Raw genomic sequence first — 14,639 nt, 5'->3', positions numbered from 1 at the left:
TGGAGCGCAAAATCCGGCAATGCTGGCGGCAATGGACGCCGATACTGATACGCTGACGCTCGACCTTGGGGGATGGGAAGGGCCGCTCGACCTGCTGCTCGCCCTTGCCCGCACGCAAAAGGTCGATCTGCGGCAACTCTCGATTCTCGAACTTGTCGAGCAATATCTCGATTTCATCGAGCGCGCCCGTGCGCTCAAGCTGGAAGTCGCCGCCGACTATCTGGTGATGGCCGCGTGGCTCGCGTACCTGAAATCGGCGCTGCTGCTGCCGCGCGATCCCGAGCAGGAGCCGAGTCCCGAAGAACTGGCGCTGCGATTGCAGCTGCGGCTCGAACGGCTGAGCGCGATGCGCGAGGCGGGCGCAAGGCTGCTCGCGCGCGACCGGCTCGGTCGCGATGTCTTCCCGCGCGCCGCGCCCGAAGGGCTGAAGACGATCCGCACGGCCGCGTGGCAGGCCGATCTCTATGACCTGATCGAAGCCTATGGTCGCGTGACCGCGCGGACGCGGCCGGTGATGCACATCGTCGCCAACCGGCCGGTGATGACGCTCGAAGCTGCGCTCGACCGCGTGGCGCGGCTGGTTGGCGAGACGATCGACTGGGCGACGATCGAGCGCTTCCTGCCCGAAGGTGCTGAGGGCGTGTTTCGCAAGTCGGCGCTGGCCTCGTCGTTCCTTGCCTCGCTCGAACTGGCGCGGCAGGGGCGCGTCGAGCTGCGCCAGCAGGCGCCGTTCGCGCCGCTCTATCTGCGGCGACCGGCATGAGCGGCGATCCGGCCGATGCCTATGCCCGCGCGGTCGAGGCCGTGCTGTTCGCCGCCGACGAACCGCTGACGGTCGAAGCGATCCGCGCGCATGCGGGCGAAGGCGATGTACGTGCCGCGCTCGGCGAGCTGGCGGCGCTTTATGCCGGGCGCGGGATCGAACTGGTCCAGCGCGGTGACCGCTGGCATTTCCAGACCGCCGCCGACCTTGCCCATCTGCTCCGCCGCGACCGCGAGGAACCGCGCAAGCTCAGCCGCGCGGGCGTCGAGACGCTGGCCATTATCGCCTATCACGAGCCCGTCACCCGCGCCGAGATCGAAGCGATCCGGGGCGTGCAGATTTCCAAGGGCACGCTCGATGTGCTGATGGCGGCGGGGTGGGTGCGCCCTGCGGGTCGGCGCGAAATGCCGGGGCGGCCGTTGCTCTATGCGACCACGCCGCAATTTCTCGCGCATTTCGGCCTGATGAGTCGCCGCGACTTGCCCGGAATCGACGATCTGCGCGCTGCCGGACTGCTCGATCCGATTGATCTCGCTTTTGAACACGCCGAGGTGGCAAATGGCGAGGAAGACGCCTAGATAGGCGGATATTCGCTGGGAGATTGATGATGGGTGGTTTCAGCCTGATGCACTGGCTGCTGTTCGGCGGCGTTGCGATCCTCGTTCTGGGCGGTGGCCGCTTCTCGGCCATGATGGGCGATGTCGCCAAGGGCGTGAAGCAGTTCAAAAAGGGCCTCGCCGAAGAGGATGAAGAGAATAAGGCGCCAGGTCGCATCGACGCCAAGGCCGACCCCGAGCCCGCCGCCAAGGACGGCTAAGCGCGCCGCATGTTCGACGTCGCGCCGTCCGAATTGTTGCTGGTTGGGTTCGTCGCGCTCGTCGTCATCGGGCCCAAGGACTTGCCCAAGGCCATGCGCGTGGTCGGCTATTGGGTCGGCCGCGGGCGCGGCGTGATGCGTCAGGTGCGCAGCGGCTTCGATACGATGATGCGCGAGGCCGAGCTCAAGGAGCTCGAAGAAAAATGGGCGCAGGAAAATGCCCGGATCATGCGCGAGACGGCGCTGGTCGAAACACCGGCGATCGCGGCGCCGGCCATGATGCCGCTGGCACCCGCACCGACCGAGGGTGAAACCGCGGTCGAGGGTGACGCGCCGCCAGAGCTGACGCCCGCGCCGGTACTGACCGGTCCGCCGCCGCCGACGCTCGACGAGATCGATGCGGCACTCGGCCTGCATGCCCCCGTCGAGACCCCCAAGTGAACGCACCGACCAAGGACACCAGCGAGATCGATGCCTCGCGCGCACCGCTGCTTGACCATCTGATCGAGCTGCGGCGGCGGCTGATCTATTGCCTGATTGCCGTCGGCCTCGCTTTTGCGGCCTGTTTCGCCTTCGCCCGGCCGATTCTGGAGATTCTGGTCCACCCGCTGGTTGCGGCGGGTCAGAAGACGATCATCAACACCGATGTGTTCGGTGGCTTCTTCGTGCAGCTTAAGGTCGCTTTCTTTGCCGCAGTGATGGTCGGATCGCCAGTGATCGCCACACAGATCTGGCAGTTCGTGGCACCGGGGCTTTACCGCAACGAAAAGAATGCGTTGCTGCCATTCCTGATCGCGACACCGATCCTGTTCTCGCTGGGCGCGTCGCTTGCCTATTTCATCGCGATCCCGCTCGCACTGCAATTTCTGCTGGGCTTCCAGGGCGATCTGGGTGGTGTGACGCAGCAGGCACTGCCGGACGTGAACAACTATCTCGGTTTCGTGATGCAGTTCATGTTCGGCTTCGGCATTTCATTCCTGCTGCCCGTGCTGCTGATGCTGCTCGAGCGCGCGGGGATCATCACGCGCAAGCAACTCATCGGCGCGCGGCGCTATGCGATTGTCGGGGCGGTGGGCATCGCCGCGGTGCTGACGCCGCCCGATATCGGATCGCAACTGCTGCTCGCGATTCCGCTGATCATTCTCTACGAACTCGCGATCATCGGCATCTGGTTCACCGAACGTCGGCGCAGCAAGGCGACACCGGCCGCCGAATAGCCGCTCTGAGCGCGATCGCAGCTTGGCGATCGGACCTTCCCAAACCAAGAAACTAAGGCCCGGACGCGCTACCGGGGGGAGGGGAATGCGCGCCCGGGCCCATTTGGTTGGATAGCGAGAGCGGGGGGGCAAAGATCGCTATCCGAAGATGAGAACGACAATGCCGACGATCGGTTCCGCGACGTTCCAATTTTTTTAGCGGGGTCGGTTCGTCGCTCGGTTCAATCGCGACCAAGGATGTTGACCGGGATTTCGAACGCGCCGACCATCGGATCGTGATGGAGTTTCGAACGGAGCTGGCGCGACAGCCCTTCGACGACGCGGCCATAGCCTTCGCCGATTTCGGCGCGCAGTCGGTCGCTGTCGACCAGCGCGGGCGAGCTGATCCGCACCACTGCCTTGCCTGGCTCCGCGCCTGGCTTGAGCGACACCCGCATCGCGGCATCGGTGCGCACGCGCATCGCCAGCTCGATCAGTTCAGTGATCAGAAAGGCGACGGCGGTCGCGACGTCCTGCGTCGCCAGATAGGATTCGAGGTCGAGCGTGATCGATAGCCCCGAGCCTTCGGGGGCAGTCGCGCGAATATTGGACGCCAGATCGCCAATCACTGCCCGCAGGCTGAGCCCGCGCGCCTGATCGGCTTCGGCGAAATGATTGCGGTGAACGACGGCAAGCGCATCGACGCGGCGCTGGATCGAGGCATAGGCAGCGCTTGCCTCTTCGCTGCGGGCGCCGCGCGCGTGAAAATTGATAAGGCTTGAAATGACTTGCAGGTTGTTCTTCACACGGTGATGGACTTCGCGCGTCAACGCGGTCTGGCGAAGCAGGCCCTGCGCAAGACCTGCTTCATGCGAGGCGACCGTTCGGCTGATTTCGCGGAAAGTGTCGCCCAGATCGCGGATTTCTTGCGTCGATGATTGCCGCGCAGTGGCGGAGTCAATCTCCTCGCCGGGAACATAAGTCGCAACCCGCAGGCGCAGGTCGCGCAGCGGCCGGATCAGCAGCCGGTCGACCACGAACCAGCCGATTCCCGCCGCCGCCGCCCACATCAACAGCGGCAACAGCATCGCGACGATGACCGGGGAGGACAGCGGCGCGCTGCGCACGCTCATTTCGAACAGCAAGCCGTCGACGCCGACCGGGACGCCGATCGTCTCGGTCCGATCGAGCGCGCCGAGTTCGGGCATCGCCTCGAGCGGAAGGCGCATGTTGCCGCGGACCAGCATCGCCGCATAGGGCGGGACGAACCCGCTCGGGCGCGCGATCTGCGCCAGCGACGTGGCGGGAAAAGTCGCCGTCGCGCGCAGGCGCCCGCTTGGCGAGGCGAGCGCGAGCGCCAGCCCGTCGGTCGGCGAAATTCCGGCGGTTACCGGACCACCCGGCGGCGGAGGTTCTACGGCAATCGCGGGCAGCCGCGTCGTGCCGCACAGCACGCGGCCGCTCCGGTCGCTGATCGACAGCCGCGCACCGCTCGCAAGCTGTTCGGCGAATACGCCCTGCACGCGCGCACAACTCGGCGCGTCGGCCGGATCGGCGTCGAGTGCATCAAGCGCGACGCGCAATGCATTCATGTCGCCGACCAGCTCGATCGCCAGGGCGCGCGCACTTTCGGTCGCGGCTACGCGCAATTGCGACCGTGTCTCGCGATCGACGGCCTGCGTGGTCTGGCGCGCCGCGAACAGCGCGATCAGCGCGAGCGGCAGCAGCGCGGCGCTCAGGATCAGGAATAATTTGGTCCCGGTCGGGAGAGCGGCGATGCCGCGGCTCAGCGGTCGTCCCCGGCGCGCCTCATCGGGCTGGGTGTCCATGAGCAGACATCAATCGAGCTTGCCGAGCAGATCGAGCAGTTCGGGCGGGATCGGTTCCTCGACGGCGGCCTGATAGACCGACCGCAGCGATTGTCCCATGTCTCGATCATCCGAACGTTCCTTGGCCGACTTTCGTTTGGGCGGCTTCTGCGACGGATCACTGTTTGCAACCAACGACTACGTCCCCCAAATCGACCCGAACCTTCTTCCGGCGGGATGCACCGGTGCCGCGCGCGCCAGTTTTCGGCGTGAACTGCGGCCAGACCCATGAAACCAAAGAGCGGCTCGATAGTTCCGCTTGCAGTGCAAAAAGACAATTCGATTCTGTCGGCACCGCGAAACAGATTGCAATGGGCACTCGCCACTCGCACAACGGCGCGCGCTCGCTCAGGGAGAATTTGAAGACTATGTCGCTTGGACAACAACTTGCGCCGCACCTTCCTTTCCTGCGGCGCTATGGTCGCGCTTTGACGGGCAGCCAGTCGCAAGGCGACCGTTATGTCCGCGCGACGCTGGAGGCCATTGTCGCCGCGCCCGATCAGTTCCCGCGCGAGGTTGACCCCCGACTCGGGCTTTACCGAATGTTCCAGGGCATCTGGGCATCGGCCAATTTTGACGAGGTCGACAATCCGGCGGGCGGGGGCACGGGCGATCATGAAGCGATCGCGCGGGCGCGGCTCGCCAAGATGACGCCGATGTCGCGGCAGGCGCTGCTGCTGACCGCGATGGAGGGCTTCGCGCCAGAAGACGCCGCCTATCTGATCGAAGTCGAGGTCGACGAAATCGAAACGCTGGTGGGCGAGGCACTCGCCGAAATCGAGCAGCAGACTCGCTCGCGCGTCCTGATCATCGAGGACGAGCCGATCATCGCCATGGACATCGAGACGATCGTTCGCGACCTTGGCCATGACGTGACGAGCGTCGCGGTGACGCGCGACGAGGCGGTTGCCTCGGCGCTCGCCGACCGTCCGGGTCTGGTGCTCGCCGACATCCAGCTCGCCGATGACAGCTCCGGGATCGATGCGGTCAAGGACATTCTCGCGCAGTTTCAGGTGCCGGTGGTGTTCATCACCGCCTTCCCGGAACGCTTGCTGACCGGTGAGCGCCCTGAGCCGACCTTCCTGATCACCAAGCCGTTTCAGCGATCGACCGTGAAGGCCGCGATCAGCCAGGCCTTGTTCTTCGACGAGGCGACGTTGCCGACCGCTTGACGATTGCGTCAATTCGGCACGGACCCAAAACGGATTTGCTGCGTTGGAAGGGCATGGTTGATAATGATCCGGCCCCCCATCTCAGCACCGAGGAAGCGCGCGCCGGGGCGACGCCGCACGTCACGCGCTATGTGCTCGGCATTTCGCTGCTGCTCGTCATCGTCATTTTTGCGTGGCTGTTGCTGGCGCGCTGACGATGACACGCGGCGGGGCGATGATCCACAGCGGCACTATCCCCGCGACGGGGCAAGCAAATGGCTTTGCCGGCCGACAATTGTGAATGGAGCGGCATGAGCGATTCTAATCAGCAGGACGATTTTGTGCCTGTGGGGCCGGCCGCCGACCGTGTCGCGCTGCCCGATGCCGAGTTCAAGGCGCAACTGGCACAGGTAATCCCGCATCTGCGCGCTTTCGGCCGCTCGGTTTCGGGCAGCCGCGATCTCGCCGACGACCTGGTGCAGGAAACGCTGATGAAGGCATGGGCGGCGCGCAAGCGCTTTCAGGCCGGGACGAATATGCGCGCCTGGACCTTCATCATCTTGCGCAACCTCTATCTGTCGCAAATGCGGCGATCGCGTTTTCGCGGTGAATGGGACGAACTGGTCGCCGACCGTGTGTTGGCGGCGCCTGCCGGCCAGGACAAGCAGGTCGAACTCGGCGACATGCAGCGGGCGCTGATGCATCTGCCGCAGCCCCAGCGCGAGGCGTTGATCCTGATCGGCGCGGGCGGCTTTGCCTATGAAGAAGCAGCCGAAATCTGCGGCGTGGCGGTCGGGACGATCAAAAGCCGGGTCGCGCGCGGGCGCGTCGCGCTCGAAGCGCTGCTCAGCAATGGCACGCTCCCTTCGCGCCGCTCGCACAAGATTGCCGATGGCCAGACCGCGCTCGAATCGATCATGGGCGATGTCGATGAGCTCAGCCGCCCGCGGTGATGGGTCAACGGCGGTCGGCGTTCAACGGGATTTGGTCGAGCCGGGCAAGCATCAGCACCCACGCGTCGGGAAGCTCACGGTCGCGATCGAACGCCGCGATCAGCGTCACCGAAAGCACGTCGGCCGCCCGTGGCGCGCGCACGACGATGTCGTCCTCGCTTGCGTCGATCAAAGGTGGTGAGCGGGAGTCCAACATGCCCCCGATAACGGGCTTGCGGCCTTTTCGTTGCGTTTCGGTGGAATAGGTGGCGCAATTCGGTAACACGGATGACGATGGACCCGCTCGACCGCCTGACCGATGCCGTGTCTCGTGCGCGTCGACACGCGCCCTTTCTGGCGGGGTTGCTGGAGCGTGAGGCCGACCTGGCCGTCGGCTTCGCGCGCGGAGAGCTTCCCGATTTTGCCGGGCTTTGGTCAGGGCCGGACGATCTGCCCCCCGGTGTGGCGCTGCGCCGTGCGCGGCGGCGGCTGGCGCTCGCGGTCGCGATCGGCGACCTTGCCGGGCTGATCGACCTGACCGGCGTGACGCAGGCGCTAACCGCCTTTGCCGATCACGCGCTCGACACGGCGATCAGGACTGCCATTGCCGAACGCACTCCCGGAGCGCCCCCGGTCGGCTTCGCCGCGATCGCGCTTGGCAAGCAGGGCAGCCACGAACTCAACTATTCGTCCGACATCGACCCGATCCTGATTTTCGACCCCGCCACGCTGCCTGTCCGCGCCCGCGAAGCGCCCGAGGAAGCCGCGGTACGGATCGCGCGCCGGGTGGTCGAACTGCTGCAGGCACGCGATGCCGAGGGCTATGTGCTGCGGGTCGACTTGCGCCTGCGGCCGTCGGCGGAGATCACGCCGATCGCGCTGCCGATCGACGCGGCGATTTCGCACTATGAATCGGCTGCGCTCGCCTGGGAACGCGCCGCCTTCATCCGGGCGCGCGCGGCCGCGGGCGACATTGCGCTTGGCGAGCGTTTTCTGACCGCGATCAATCCATTCGTCTGGCGCCGCGCGCTCGATTTCGGCGCGATCGGCGAAATCCGGGCGATTTCGAAGCGTATCCGCGATCATCATGCGCAGGGACAGGCGCTTGGACCCGGCTATGACCTGAAGCGCGGACGCGGCGGCATTCGCGAAGTCGAATTCTATGCGCAGATCCATCAGCTCATCCATGGCGGCCGCGACATGGCCGTGCGGGCGCCTGCCACGCGCGATGCGCTCGCTGCGCTGGCGCAGCAGGGCTGGATCGATCCGGACAACGCCGCGGCGCTCAGCGAGGCTTACAGGCTATATCGGACCATCGAGCACCGCGTGCAGATGATCGAGGATCGCCAGACGCATGCGCTTCCCGCCAGGCCGTCGCTCGATTCGCTGGCGGCACTGCACGGACTGGAGGATGGTGCGGCGCTGCTCGCGCTGCTCGCACCGCATGTGGCGCGGACCGAGCGTGTCTATGCAGCGCTCGAGCCCGATGCCGAGCCCGGCTTGCCGCACGACACAGCAGCGTTGGGAGCGATGCTGCAGGAGCTCGGCTTTGCTGCCGACACGCTTGATCGCGCTGTCGAGCGGCTCGCGCAGTGGCGGGCCGGCGCCTATCCGGCGCTCCGCAGCGGAGCCGCGCGCGCCGCGCTCGAAGCGGTGCTGCCCGGGCTGGTCCGCGCGCTGGGACGCGCTGCGGACCCGCTGGGCGCGGTGCTGCGGCTCGATCGCATCCTTGCCAAATTGTCCAGCGCGATCAATTTCTTCCGCCTGCTTCAGGCACAACCGACACTGGCCGCGCTGCTGGCCGCGATCCTCAGCCATGCGCCCCCGCTCGCCGATGCGCTCGGCCGACGACCCGAGCTTTTCGACGCCCTGCTCGATGCCAGCGCGCTCGATCCGGTCGGCGATGTCGCAACGCTGGCGCACCAGATGACGCCGCGCGAGCGGCACGCCGATTATCAGGCAGCGCTCGATCAGGTTCGCCGGGTGGTCGGCGAGCATCGCTTTGCGCTGGGAGTGCAGATCGTGGCGCATGCTGCCGATCCGCTGGCAGTGGCGGCAAGCTATGCCCGCGTCGCCGAAGCCGCCGTCAAGGTAATCGCCGAGGCGACCATCGCCGACTTCGCGAACGCGCATGGTCGCGTACCTGGCAGCGAACTGGTCATTCTGGCATTGGGCCGGTTGGGCGGCGGGGTGCTCACCCATGCGTCTGATCTCGACCTGATTTACCTGTTCACCGGCGACTATGCAGCGGAGTCCGATGGCGCCCGACCGCTTGGCGCGGTGCTTTACTATAACCGGCTGGCGCAGCGGCTGACGGCGGCGCTGTCGGTGCCGACCCCCGCCGGATCGCTGTATGACATCGACACGCGGCTGCGGCCGTCGGGCACGCAGGGGCCGCTGGTGGTCTCGATGGCCGGCTTTGCGCGTTATCAGCGTGAGTCGGCGTGGACGTGGGAGCATATGGCGCTGGCGCGCGCACGACCGCTGTTTGGTTCGGATGCTGCGCAGGCCGAGGCGCGCGATGTGATCGCGTCGGCGCTCGGCGGCGCGCGGCCGGCGCGCGATGTGGCCGCCGATGCCGAAAAAATGCGGGCCGACGTCGCGGCGCACAAGCCGCCTGCCGGCCCGCTCGACGTCAAGCTGCTGCCGGGCGGGCTGGTCGATCTCGAGTTCACGGTACACCTCACGCAACTCGCGGAACGCACCGGCTTCGATCCCGATCTTGGTCGCGCGATCGATGCGCTGGTCGATGCGGGCCTGCTGCCGCCTGCGCTGCGCGCCGCGCATGATCTGCTCACGCGGCTGCTGGTGATCACCCGGCTGGTCGCCCCCGATGGGGCGGTGCCCGACGCCGCGACGCGTGCGCTGATCGTTGATGCGATGGGCGCAGCCGACTGGGCGGCACTGGTTGCGCTGATCGATGCGACGCGGCAGGAAGTGCGCCAAGGCTGGCAACAGGCAATCGAAAGGTATCGACATGGCTCTGAGTGAAGGTGCGACGCTCCCCGACCTGACGCTGACTGCCAGCGACGGTCGCGACCTGCCGCTCAAGAGCTTCGTCGGCGCGCCGCTGGTGCTCTATTTTTACCCGAAGGACGACACGCCCGGCTGCACGCGCGAGGCGCAGGATTTCAGCGCCGAAGCCGAAGCCTTCGCTGCGCTTGGCGCAAAGGTTGTAGGCGTGTCGAAGGACCCGCCAGCCAAGCACCAGAAATTTGCCGCCAAATATGATCTGAAGGTGATGCTCGCGACCGATGCCGAAGGGGAAGTGATGGAAGCGTTCGGCGCCTGGGTTGAGAAGAGCATGTACGGCAAGAAGTATATGGGCATCGAGCGCTCGACCTATCTGTTCGACGCCGGCGGCACGCTCGTTCGCGCATGGCCGAAAGTGAAGGTTCCCGGCCACGCGGCCGAGGTACTCGCGGCAGTTCGCGCGCTCGGTTGAGCGGCGATTTGCTGCGCCGCCGAATCAGTTATGCACATGATTCTGGTTAATCGCGATTGACCAGTGTCATTTTGGCAACGGAACGATTCGGGAAAATTAACAGTGATTGAACGACTCGCCGTGCCGAGCGTTCAGCTTACCCCAGAGCTGTGACACGGCTATTGCCGCCATCGCCATCGTTCGGCCAAAGCTTGTGTCGTCGATGCGGTAGAGGGGCTGCGCGCACGACATTCGAGTGTCGGGCGACACTCCAACCTAGCGTCGGGGACAAATGGTCACGATCGATAAACGCCAGCTTGCGAACGCGGTTTCGCAATTCCGCGCCAGCTTCCGGACTCGCGACTTTATTTTCCACGACGGGCGCGATCTGCGCCGTTTCAGCATTGCCGGCCGCACGCAGGCCGCATTGGCTGGTGTTGCCGGCATCACCTTGTGTTTTTCGGCCTATGGTGTCGTTCATGCTGCCGCCGGTGCCGTGCAGATGACCGGCGCGCTCGGCACGCCGCAATCGCCCGAAGCCAAGCTCAATGCGCTGCAGCGCGAACTTGCGTCGATGCAAGTCAAGGTCAGCCGCATCAAGCGCGCCGCCGAAGTTCATGCCGCGCGGATCGAGCAGCGTCAGGCACTGATCGCTGCCGTCCTGTCCGGCGCACGCAATACCCAGCTCGCGCTCAACACGCCGACGCTCGATGCCGAAACCGCATCGGCAGCGGCCGATGTGGTGGCGCCGCTGAAGCGGGCTGAAGCGCGGCAGGCCGCGCTTGCCGTGCGGGTCCGCCATGTTGCCGAGCAGCGCTATCAGCGGACTGCCGACCATTTCCGCCGCCTTGGTATAGCCCCCGAGCGGATCATCGCGCAGGGCGGCGTGGGTGGTCCTTACGAGCCCGTCAGTGCGTCGACGCAGACGGTGACCGAGGCCAATGCCGATGCGCAGTTCCGGTCGCTGTTCATGACCTGGAAGAAGCTTGAGACGCTTGAAAAGGCCGTGATTGCGGTTCCGGCGACCCAGCCGGTCACCAATGTCACGTTCAGCAGCCTGTTCGGCGTGCGCAGCGATCCCTTCCGCGGGACCGCGGCGATGCATGCCGGAGTCGACATCCCCGGTGCGATCGGCACGCCCATCTATGCGACGGCCGACGGCATCGTTGGCCGAGCCGAACGCGCGGGTGGTTATGGCAACCTTGTCGAAATCAACCATGGCCGCGGCATTTCGACGCGGTATGGCCATTTGTCGAAGATTCTCGTGACGCCCAACACCCGCGTCACGCGCGGCCAGCTGATCGCGCTGATGGGATCGACCGGACGCTCGACTGGCAGCCATCTGCACTATGAAGTGCGGATCGATGGGCAGGCGGTTAATCCGATGCCGTTCCTGCAGACCGCCGATTTCCTCTCGCCAGCGCGCGAGGTGAAGCCGGTTCAGGTCGTCGCGGGGCCGACCGACTCCGCGAATTAATCAGGCGGCGCTCGGTCGTTGCCGTTGGTCGGCATCGCGCCTATCTTGGCGGCATGACCATGTTGCACCCCGATCTGTCACTGACCCCTTCCGCAGCTGCACGTGTCGCGGCGATTGCCGAACGCCAGGGCAAGCCCGCGATGCTGAGGCTTTCGGTCGAAGGCGGCGGCTGCTCGGGATTCCAGTATAAATTCGGGCTTGCCGAGGCGATCGAGCCCGACGATGCGGTTGCCGAAACGGCGGGCGTCAAGCTGGTGGTCGATGCGATCAGCCTCGATCTGGTCCGCGGCGCCTCGGTTGATTTCGTTGAGACGCTGGGCGGTACGGCGTTTCGCGTCGACAATCCTCAGGCGGCGTCGGGCTGCGGCTGCGGCTCCAGCTTTGCGGTCTGACGCGACGCGCGCGTGAAAATCGTCACTTTCAACGTCAACGGCATCAAGGCGCGGTTGGCCCGGCTGATCGAGTATCTGTCCGAACAACGGCCCGACATCGTTTGCCTGCAGGAACTGAAATCGTCCGACGACACGCTGCCGATCGGGGATGTCGAAGCGGCGGGCTATGGTGCGGTTTGGCACGGGCAAAAGGGCTTCAACGGCGTCGCGGTTCTTGCACGCGGCACCACGCCGGTCGAGCGGCAGAAGGGGCTGGGGGGCGAGCCCGAGGACGACCATAGCCGCTACATCGAGGCCGAGGTCAACGGCCTGATCGTCGCCTCGATCTATCTGCCCAACGGCAATCCGCAGCCAGGGCCGAAGTTCGATTACAAGCTGCGCTGGATCGACCGGCTGCGCGCCCGTGCGCGCGATCTGCTTGCGGAGGAACGCCCGGTCGTGCTCGCGGGCGACTATAATGTCATTCCCAACGACGACGACACTTTCTCTGTCTCTGCGATGGCGAGCGACGCGCTGATGCAGCCCGAAAGTCGCGCGGGGTTTCGGGCGCTGGTGGCGCAGGGGTGGACCGACGCACTGCGCATGCGCCATCCGCGCGGCGGTGTGTGGACCTTCTGGGATTATCAGGCAGGCGCATGGCAGCGGGACGCCGGTTTCCGCATCGATCACTTGCTGCTTAGCCCGCAGGCGGCCGATCGACTGATCGACGCGGGCGTCGACAAAGACTATCGTGCGCGCGAAAAGGCCAGCGATCACGCGCCGACATGGGCTGTGTTGCGCGACCGCTGACGAAGCCGGGGCAGGCGACTGAGGCAACCGCGCGGCGTATGTCGATCTGGCGCGCCGATTCCAACTTTCGGGGTGTTTCACCAAATGTTGGTGAATTGCTATTACAATACAGTGAAGTAGGCGATTCCAAAGTATTGAAAATAAATCATTATCTGCATTGGCATGGCTCGTGCAGAGACCTGGGTGCGGCGCCCCCGACCGCAAATTTTCCAGGAGGATCTGATGTTTTCGCGTTCACGTTTTGCCGGTAGCCTGAGTGCTGCCGTTGCCGCCGGCCTGCTCGTCGCCGCGTTCGGCCCCGCTACTGCTGCGCCCCAGCCGGGCCGCACCGCACAGACCGACGCATCGGTCGGCAATAGCACCGCGCCTGCAGCGGCCGAGCACAAGGTCGACACGCGTCGCTATTGCATCCGCTACAATACCACCGGCTCGCGTATTGAACGGCAGCGCTGCCAGACCAAAGCCGAGTGGCTCGCCGAAGGCGTCGATGTCGACAATCCCGATCAGTGATCGATGATTTGCCGCAGCGCCGCGTTTCTGGCGCTGCGGCCCCCTGTTACAGTGGCTTGGCGTAAATCTGGTAGATGCGGTTGACGTGGCTGTCGATCGCATCGGCAATCGCGTTCATGCCCTGATTGTCGTCGAGCACCCAGCCGATCTCGCCGCGCGAGGCGCCATAGTTCGCAACCGCGGCGCGGCGGATATATTCGATCATCATGAAGGCAAGCTGGCTCGCCAGCCGCGATGCCTGCAACCGCTTGACCACCCCCATCAGCGGCACGCGCATCGTGCGCACGCGTGGCTTGCGCAGCCACAGCAACAGTTTCGCCCAGCCGAACGGGAAAAGCTTGCCCTTCAGCGGCGCAATCGCTTCGTTGAGATCGGGCAGGGTGATCATGAACGCGACCGGCTCGCCGTCGAGTTCGGCGATGCGGATCAGGTCGTTGAACACAATCGGCTTCAGCTTCTTGCCGACGTCGTCGATTTCGGGCTGGGTCAGCGGCACGAATCCCCAGTTATCGGCCCATGCATCATTGAGGATGCCGAGGATGATGTCGGCCTCGCGCTGGAACTGGGTGCGGTCGACCTCGCGGATGCGGATGCGCGCGTTCTTTTCACCGGCCGCCACGATCCGCTGGACGATCGGTGGGAATTGCTTGCTGATATCGAGCTCATAGGTCAGCAGCTGCTTTTCGGGCACATAGCCCGCCGCTTCGATCCAGCCCTGATAGCGCGCCGGATGGTGCCCCATCATGATCGTCGGCGGATGATCGTGCCCCTTGATCAGCAGCCCCGGCTCCTCCCAGATCGACATGCTCACCGGGCCGAGCGCACGCGTCATGCCTTGCGCGCGCAGCCACTCCTCGGCTTTGGCGATCAGCGCATGCGCAACCACCTCGTCGGTAGCGTCGAACAGGCCCCAGAAGCCGACACCGGGACCGAAGCCGCCTTCAGCGGGCATCTCGAGCGCAAGCGTGTCGAGGTGCGCGGAAATGCGGCCGACCGGCACGCCGCCCTGTTCGGCAATGAACAATTGCGCCTTGGCGTGGCTGAACCAGCCGTTTTTCTCGGGCGTGATCAGGCCGACCGCTTCACTTTTCAGCGGCGGTACCCAATTGGGATTATTGGCGTTAAGCTTGAAGCCAATGTCGATGAAGGCCTTGCGGTCGGCATTGCCAGCGACGGGGCGGATCGAGAGAGCAGCGTTGGACACGAGCATCACTTTCATCAGGTATCGCGGGCAGGTCCGGCCTTTGCCCGCCGCTGTCAAGCCGGTCGGCATGGCGGCGTCGTGGCACGCGTGCCACCGTCTGGCCATTTTTTTTCGGC

Annotated in this window: 18 protein-coding genes; 14 read left to right on the top strand and 4 right to left on the bottom strand. The window is 65.4% G+C overall.

Annotated elements, in window-relative coordinates:
* The first annotated feature begins 31 nt into the window (after positions 1–31).
* From AX672_RS10175 to tatC, 5 genes are read left to right on the top strand one after another with little or no spacing between them, the layout of a single operon-like run.
* Entirely contained in the window at positions 32–763 is a 732-nt protein-coding gene (locus AX672_RS10175; protein ID WP_066651164.1) for a segregation and condensation protein A, read from the top strand.
* Complete coding sequence (gene scpB, locus AX672_RS10170) at positions 760–1,341, top strand: SMC-Scp complex subunit ScpB (RefSeq protein ID WP_066651023.1); 582 nt, start codon at positions 760–762, stop codon at positions 1,339–1,341. The genes AX672_RS10175 and scpB overlap by 4 nt, the downstream gene beginning before the upstream one ends.
* A gap of 29 nt (positions 1,342–1,370) precedes the next feature.
* A complete protein-coding gene (locus tag AX672_RS10165) occupies positions 1,371–1,580 on the top strand; it encodes a twin-arginine translocase TatA/TatE family subunit (RefSeq protein WP_066651022.1) in 210 nt (69 codons plus the stop codon).
* A gap of 9 nt (positions 1,581–1,589) precedes the next feature.
* Complete coding sequence (gene tatB / locus AX672_RS18250; protein WP_082730487.1) at positions 1,590–2,021, top strand: Sec-independent protein translocase protein TatB; 432 nt, start codon at positions 1,590–1,592, stop codon at positions 2,019–2,021.
* Positions 2,018–2,797, top strand: a complete 780-nt coding sequence (tatC, locus tag AX672_RS10155; RefSeq protein WP_066651021.1) for a twin-arginine translocase subunit TatC — start codon at positions 2,018–2,020, stop codon at positions 2,795–2,797. The genes tatB and tatC overlap by 4 nt, the downstream gene beginning before the upstream one ends.
* A 221-nt stretch (positions 2,798–3,018) precedes the next feature.
* On the opposite strand, the gene AX672_RS10150 is transcribed toward tatC, so the two are convergent.
* Both AX672_RS10150 and AX672_RS18885 read right to left on the bottom strand, forming a co-directional pair.
* Positions 3,019–4,605 carry a sensor histidine kinase gene (locus AX672_RS10150; protein ID WP_066651020.1) on the bottom strand — a complete coding sequence of 529 codons (1,587 nt, stop codon included), beginning with the start codon at positions 4,603–4,605 and terminating at the stop codon, positions 3,019–3,021.
* A 9-nt stretch (positions 4,606–4,614) separates the two neighbouring features.
* Entirely contained in the window at positions 4,615–4,704 is a 90-nt protein-coding gene (locus tag AX672_RS18885; RefSeq protein WP_202189302.1) for a NepR family anti-sigma factor, read from the bottom strand.
* Between the two features lie 308 nt (positions 4,705–5,012).
* Between AX672_RS18885 and AX672_RS10145 the strand changes: the two genes are divergently transcribed.
* The 3 genes from AX672_RS10145 to AX672_RS10140 all read left to right on the top strand — a co-directional run bounded on the left by AX672_RS10145 (position 5,013) and on the right by AX672_RS10140 (position 6,748).
* Positions 5,013–5,816, top strand: a complete 804-nt coding sequence (locus tag AX672_RS10145) for a response regulator (RefSeq protein WP_066651019.1) — start codon at positions 5,013–5,015, stop codon at positions 5,814–5,816.
* 53 nt (positions 5,817–5,869) lie between these two features.
* The gene (locus tag AX672_RS18880) at positions 5,870–6,010 is read left to right on the top strand and encodes a hypothetical protein (protein ID WP_202189301.1); all 141 of its coding nucleotides are present in this window, start codon (positions 5,870–5,872) and stop codon (positions 6,008–6,010) included.
* 96 nt (positions 6,011–6,106) lie between these two features.
* The gene (locus AX672_RS10140; RefSeq protein ID WP_066651018.1) at positions 6,107–6,748 is read left to right on the top strand and encodes a sigma-70 family RNA polymerase sigma factor; all 642 of its coding nucleotides are present in this window, start codon (positions 6,107–6,109) and stop codon (positions 6,746–6,748) included.
* A gap of 4 nt (positions 6,749–6,752) precedes the next feature.
* Here AX672_RS10140 and AX672_RS18595 read toward each other — a convergent pair whose 3' ends face one another.
* A complete protein-coding gene (locus AX672_RS18595; protein WP_168727425.1) occupies positions 6,753–6,920 on the bottom strand; it encodes a hypothetical protein in 168 nt (55 codons plus the stop codon).
* Positions 6,921–7,015: 95 nt separating this feature from the next.
* Between AX672_RS18595 and AX672_RS10135 the strand changes: the two genes are divergently transcribed.
* The 6 genes from AX672_RS10135 (at position 7,016) to AX672_RS10110 (ending at position 13,319) form a co-directional block, all read left to right on the top strand.
* Positions 7,016–9,718, top strand: a complete 2,703-nt coding sequence (locus AX672_RS10135; RefSeq protein ID WP_168727424.1) for a DUF294 nucleotidyltransferase-like domain-containing protein — start codon at positions 7,016–7,018, stop codon at positions 9,716–9,718.
* Complete coding sequence (locus AX672_RS10130) at positions 9,705–10,172, top strand: peroxiredoxin (RefSeq protein WP_066651017.1); 468 nt, start codon at positions 9,705–9,707, stop codon at positions 10,170–10,172. The genes AX672_RS10135 and AX672_RS10130 overlap by 14 nt, the downstream gene beginning before the upstream one ends.
* A gap of 271 nt (positions 10,173–10,443) precedes the next feature.
* Positions 10,444–11,628: a M23 family metallopeptidase gene (locus AX672_RS10125; RefSeq protein WP_066651016.1), complete on the top strand. Its 1,185-nt coding sequence runs from the start codon at positions 10,444–10,446 to the stop codon at positions 11,626–11,628.
* A gap of 53 nt (positions 11,629–11,681) precedes the next feature.
* Positions 11,682–12,020: an iron-sulfur cluster insertion protein ErpA gene (gene erpA, locus AX672_RS10120; RefSeq protein ID WP_443026235.1), complete on the top strand. Its 339-nt coding sequence runs from the start codon at positions 11,682–11,684 to the stop codon at positions 12,018–12,020.
* Between the two features lie 12 nt (positions 12,021–12,032).
* Positions 12,033–12,809: an exodeoxyribonuclease III gene (xth, locus tag AX672_RS10115; RefSeq protein ID WP_066651015.1), complete on the top strand. Its 777-nt coding sequence runs from the start codon at positions 12,033–12,035 to the stop codon at positions 12,807–12,809.
* Between the two features lie 222 nt (positions 12,810–13,031).
* On the top strand, positions 13,032–13,319 hold the full coding sequence (locus AX672_RS10110; protein WP_066651014.1) for a hypothetical protein: 288 nt from the start codon (positions 13,032–13,034) through the stop codon (positions 13,317–13,319).
* 46 nt (positions 13,320–13,365) lie between these two features.
* Here AX672_RS10110 and AX672_RS10105 read toward each other — a convergent pair whose 3' ends face one another.
* Entirely contained in the window at positions 13,366–14,529 is a 1,164-nt protein-coding gene (locus AX672_RS10105) for an N-acetyltransferase (protein WP_372587566.1), read from the bottom strand.
* Between the last annotated feature and the right edge of the window lie 110 nt (positions 14,530–14,639).

Source organism: Sphingomonas sp. CCH10-B3, assembly GCF_001556185.1.
GTDB classification, from domain to species: domain Bacteria; phylum Pseudomonadota; class Alphaproteobacteria; order Sphingomonadales; family Sphingomonadaceae; genus Sphingomonas; species Sphingomonas aquatica.
Note: the sequence above shows the minus strand (reverse complement) of the source record. Positions and strands in the feature narration are given on the sequence as shown.

Coding starts and splice junctions, on each gene's coding strand:
- scpB (WP_066651023.1), top strand. CDS start 760: ATGAGCGGCGATCCGGCCGATGCCTATGCCCGCGCGGTCGAGGCCGTG.
- AX672_RS10105 (WP_372587566.1), bottom strand. CDS start 14,529: ATGCTCGTGTCCAACGCTGCTCTCTCGATCCGCCCCGTCGCTGGCAAT.
- erpA (WP_443026235.1), top strand. CDS start 11,682: ATGACCATGTTGCACCCCGATCTGTCACTGACCCCTTCCGCAGCTGCA.
- AX672_RS10165 (WP_066651022.1), top strand. CDS start 1,371: ATGGGTGGTTTCAGCCTGATGCACTGGCTGCTGTTCGGCGGCGTTGCG.
- AX672_RS10175 (WP_066651164.1), top strand. CDS start 32: ATGGACGCCGATACTGATACGCTGACGCTCGACCTTGGGGGATGGGAA.
- tatB (WP_082730487.1), top strand. CDS start 1,590: ATGTTCGACGTCGCGCCGTCCGAATTGTTGCTGGTTGGGTTCGTCGCG.
- AX672_RS10135 (WP_168727424.1), top strand. CDS start 7,016: ATGACGATGGACCCGCTCGACCGCCTGACCGATGCCGTGTCTCGTGCG.
- AX672_RS10145 (WP_066651019.1), top strand. CDS start 5,013: ATGTCGCTTGGACAACAACTTGCGCCGCACCTTCCTTTCCTGCGGCGC.
- AX672_RS10130 (WP_066651017.1), top strand. CDS start 9,705: ATGGCTCTGAGTGAAGGTGCGACGCTCCCCGACCTGACGCTGACTGCC.
- AX672_RS10140 (WP_066651018.1), top strand. CDS start 6,107: ATGAGCGATTCTAATCAGCAGGACGATTTTGTGCCTGTGGGGCCGGCC.
- AX672_RS10110 (WP_066651014.1), top strand. CDS start 13,032: ATGTTTTCGCGTTCACGTTTTGCCGGTAGCCTGAGTGCTGCCGTTGCC.
- AX672_RS10150 (WP_066651020.1), bottom strand. CDS start 4,605: ATGGACACCCAGCCCGATGAGGCGCGCCGGGGACGACCGCTGAGCCGC.
- AX672_RS18885 (WP_202189302.1), bottom strand. CDS start 4,704: ATGGGACAATCGCTGCGGTCGGTCTATCAGGCCGCCGTCGAGGAACCG.
- AX672_RS18880 (WP_202189301.1), top strand. CDS start 5,870: ATGGTTGATAATGATCCGGCCCCCCATCTCAGCACCGAGGAAGCGCGC.
- AX672_RS10125 (WP_066651016.1), top strand. CDS start 10,444: ATGGTCACGATCGATAAACGCCAGCTTGCGAACGCGGTTTCGCAATTC.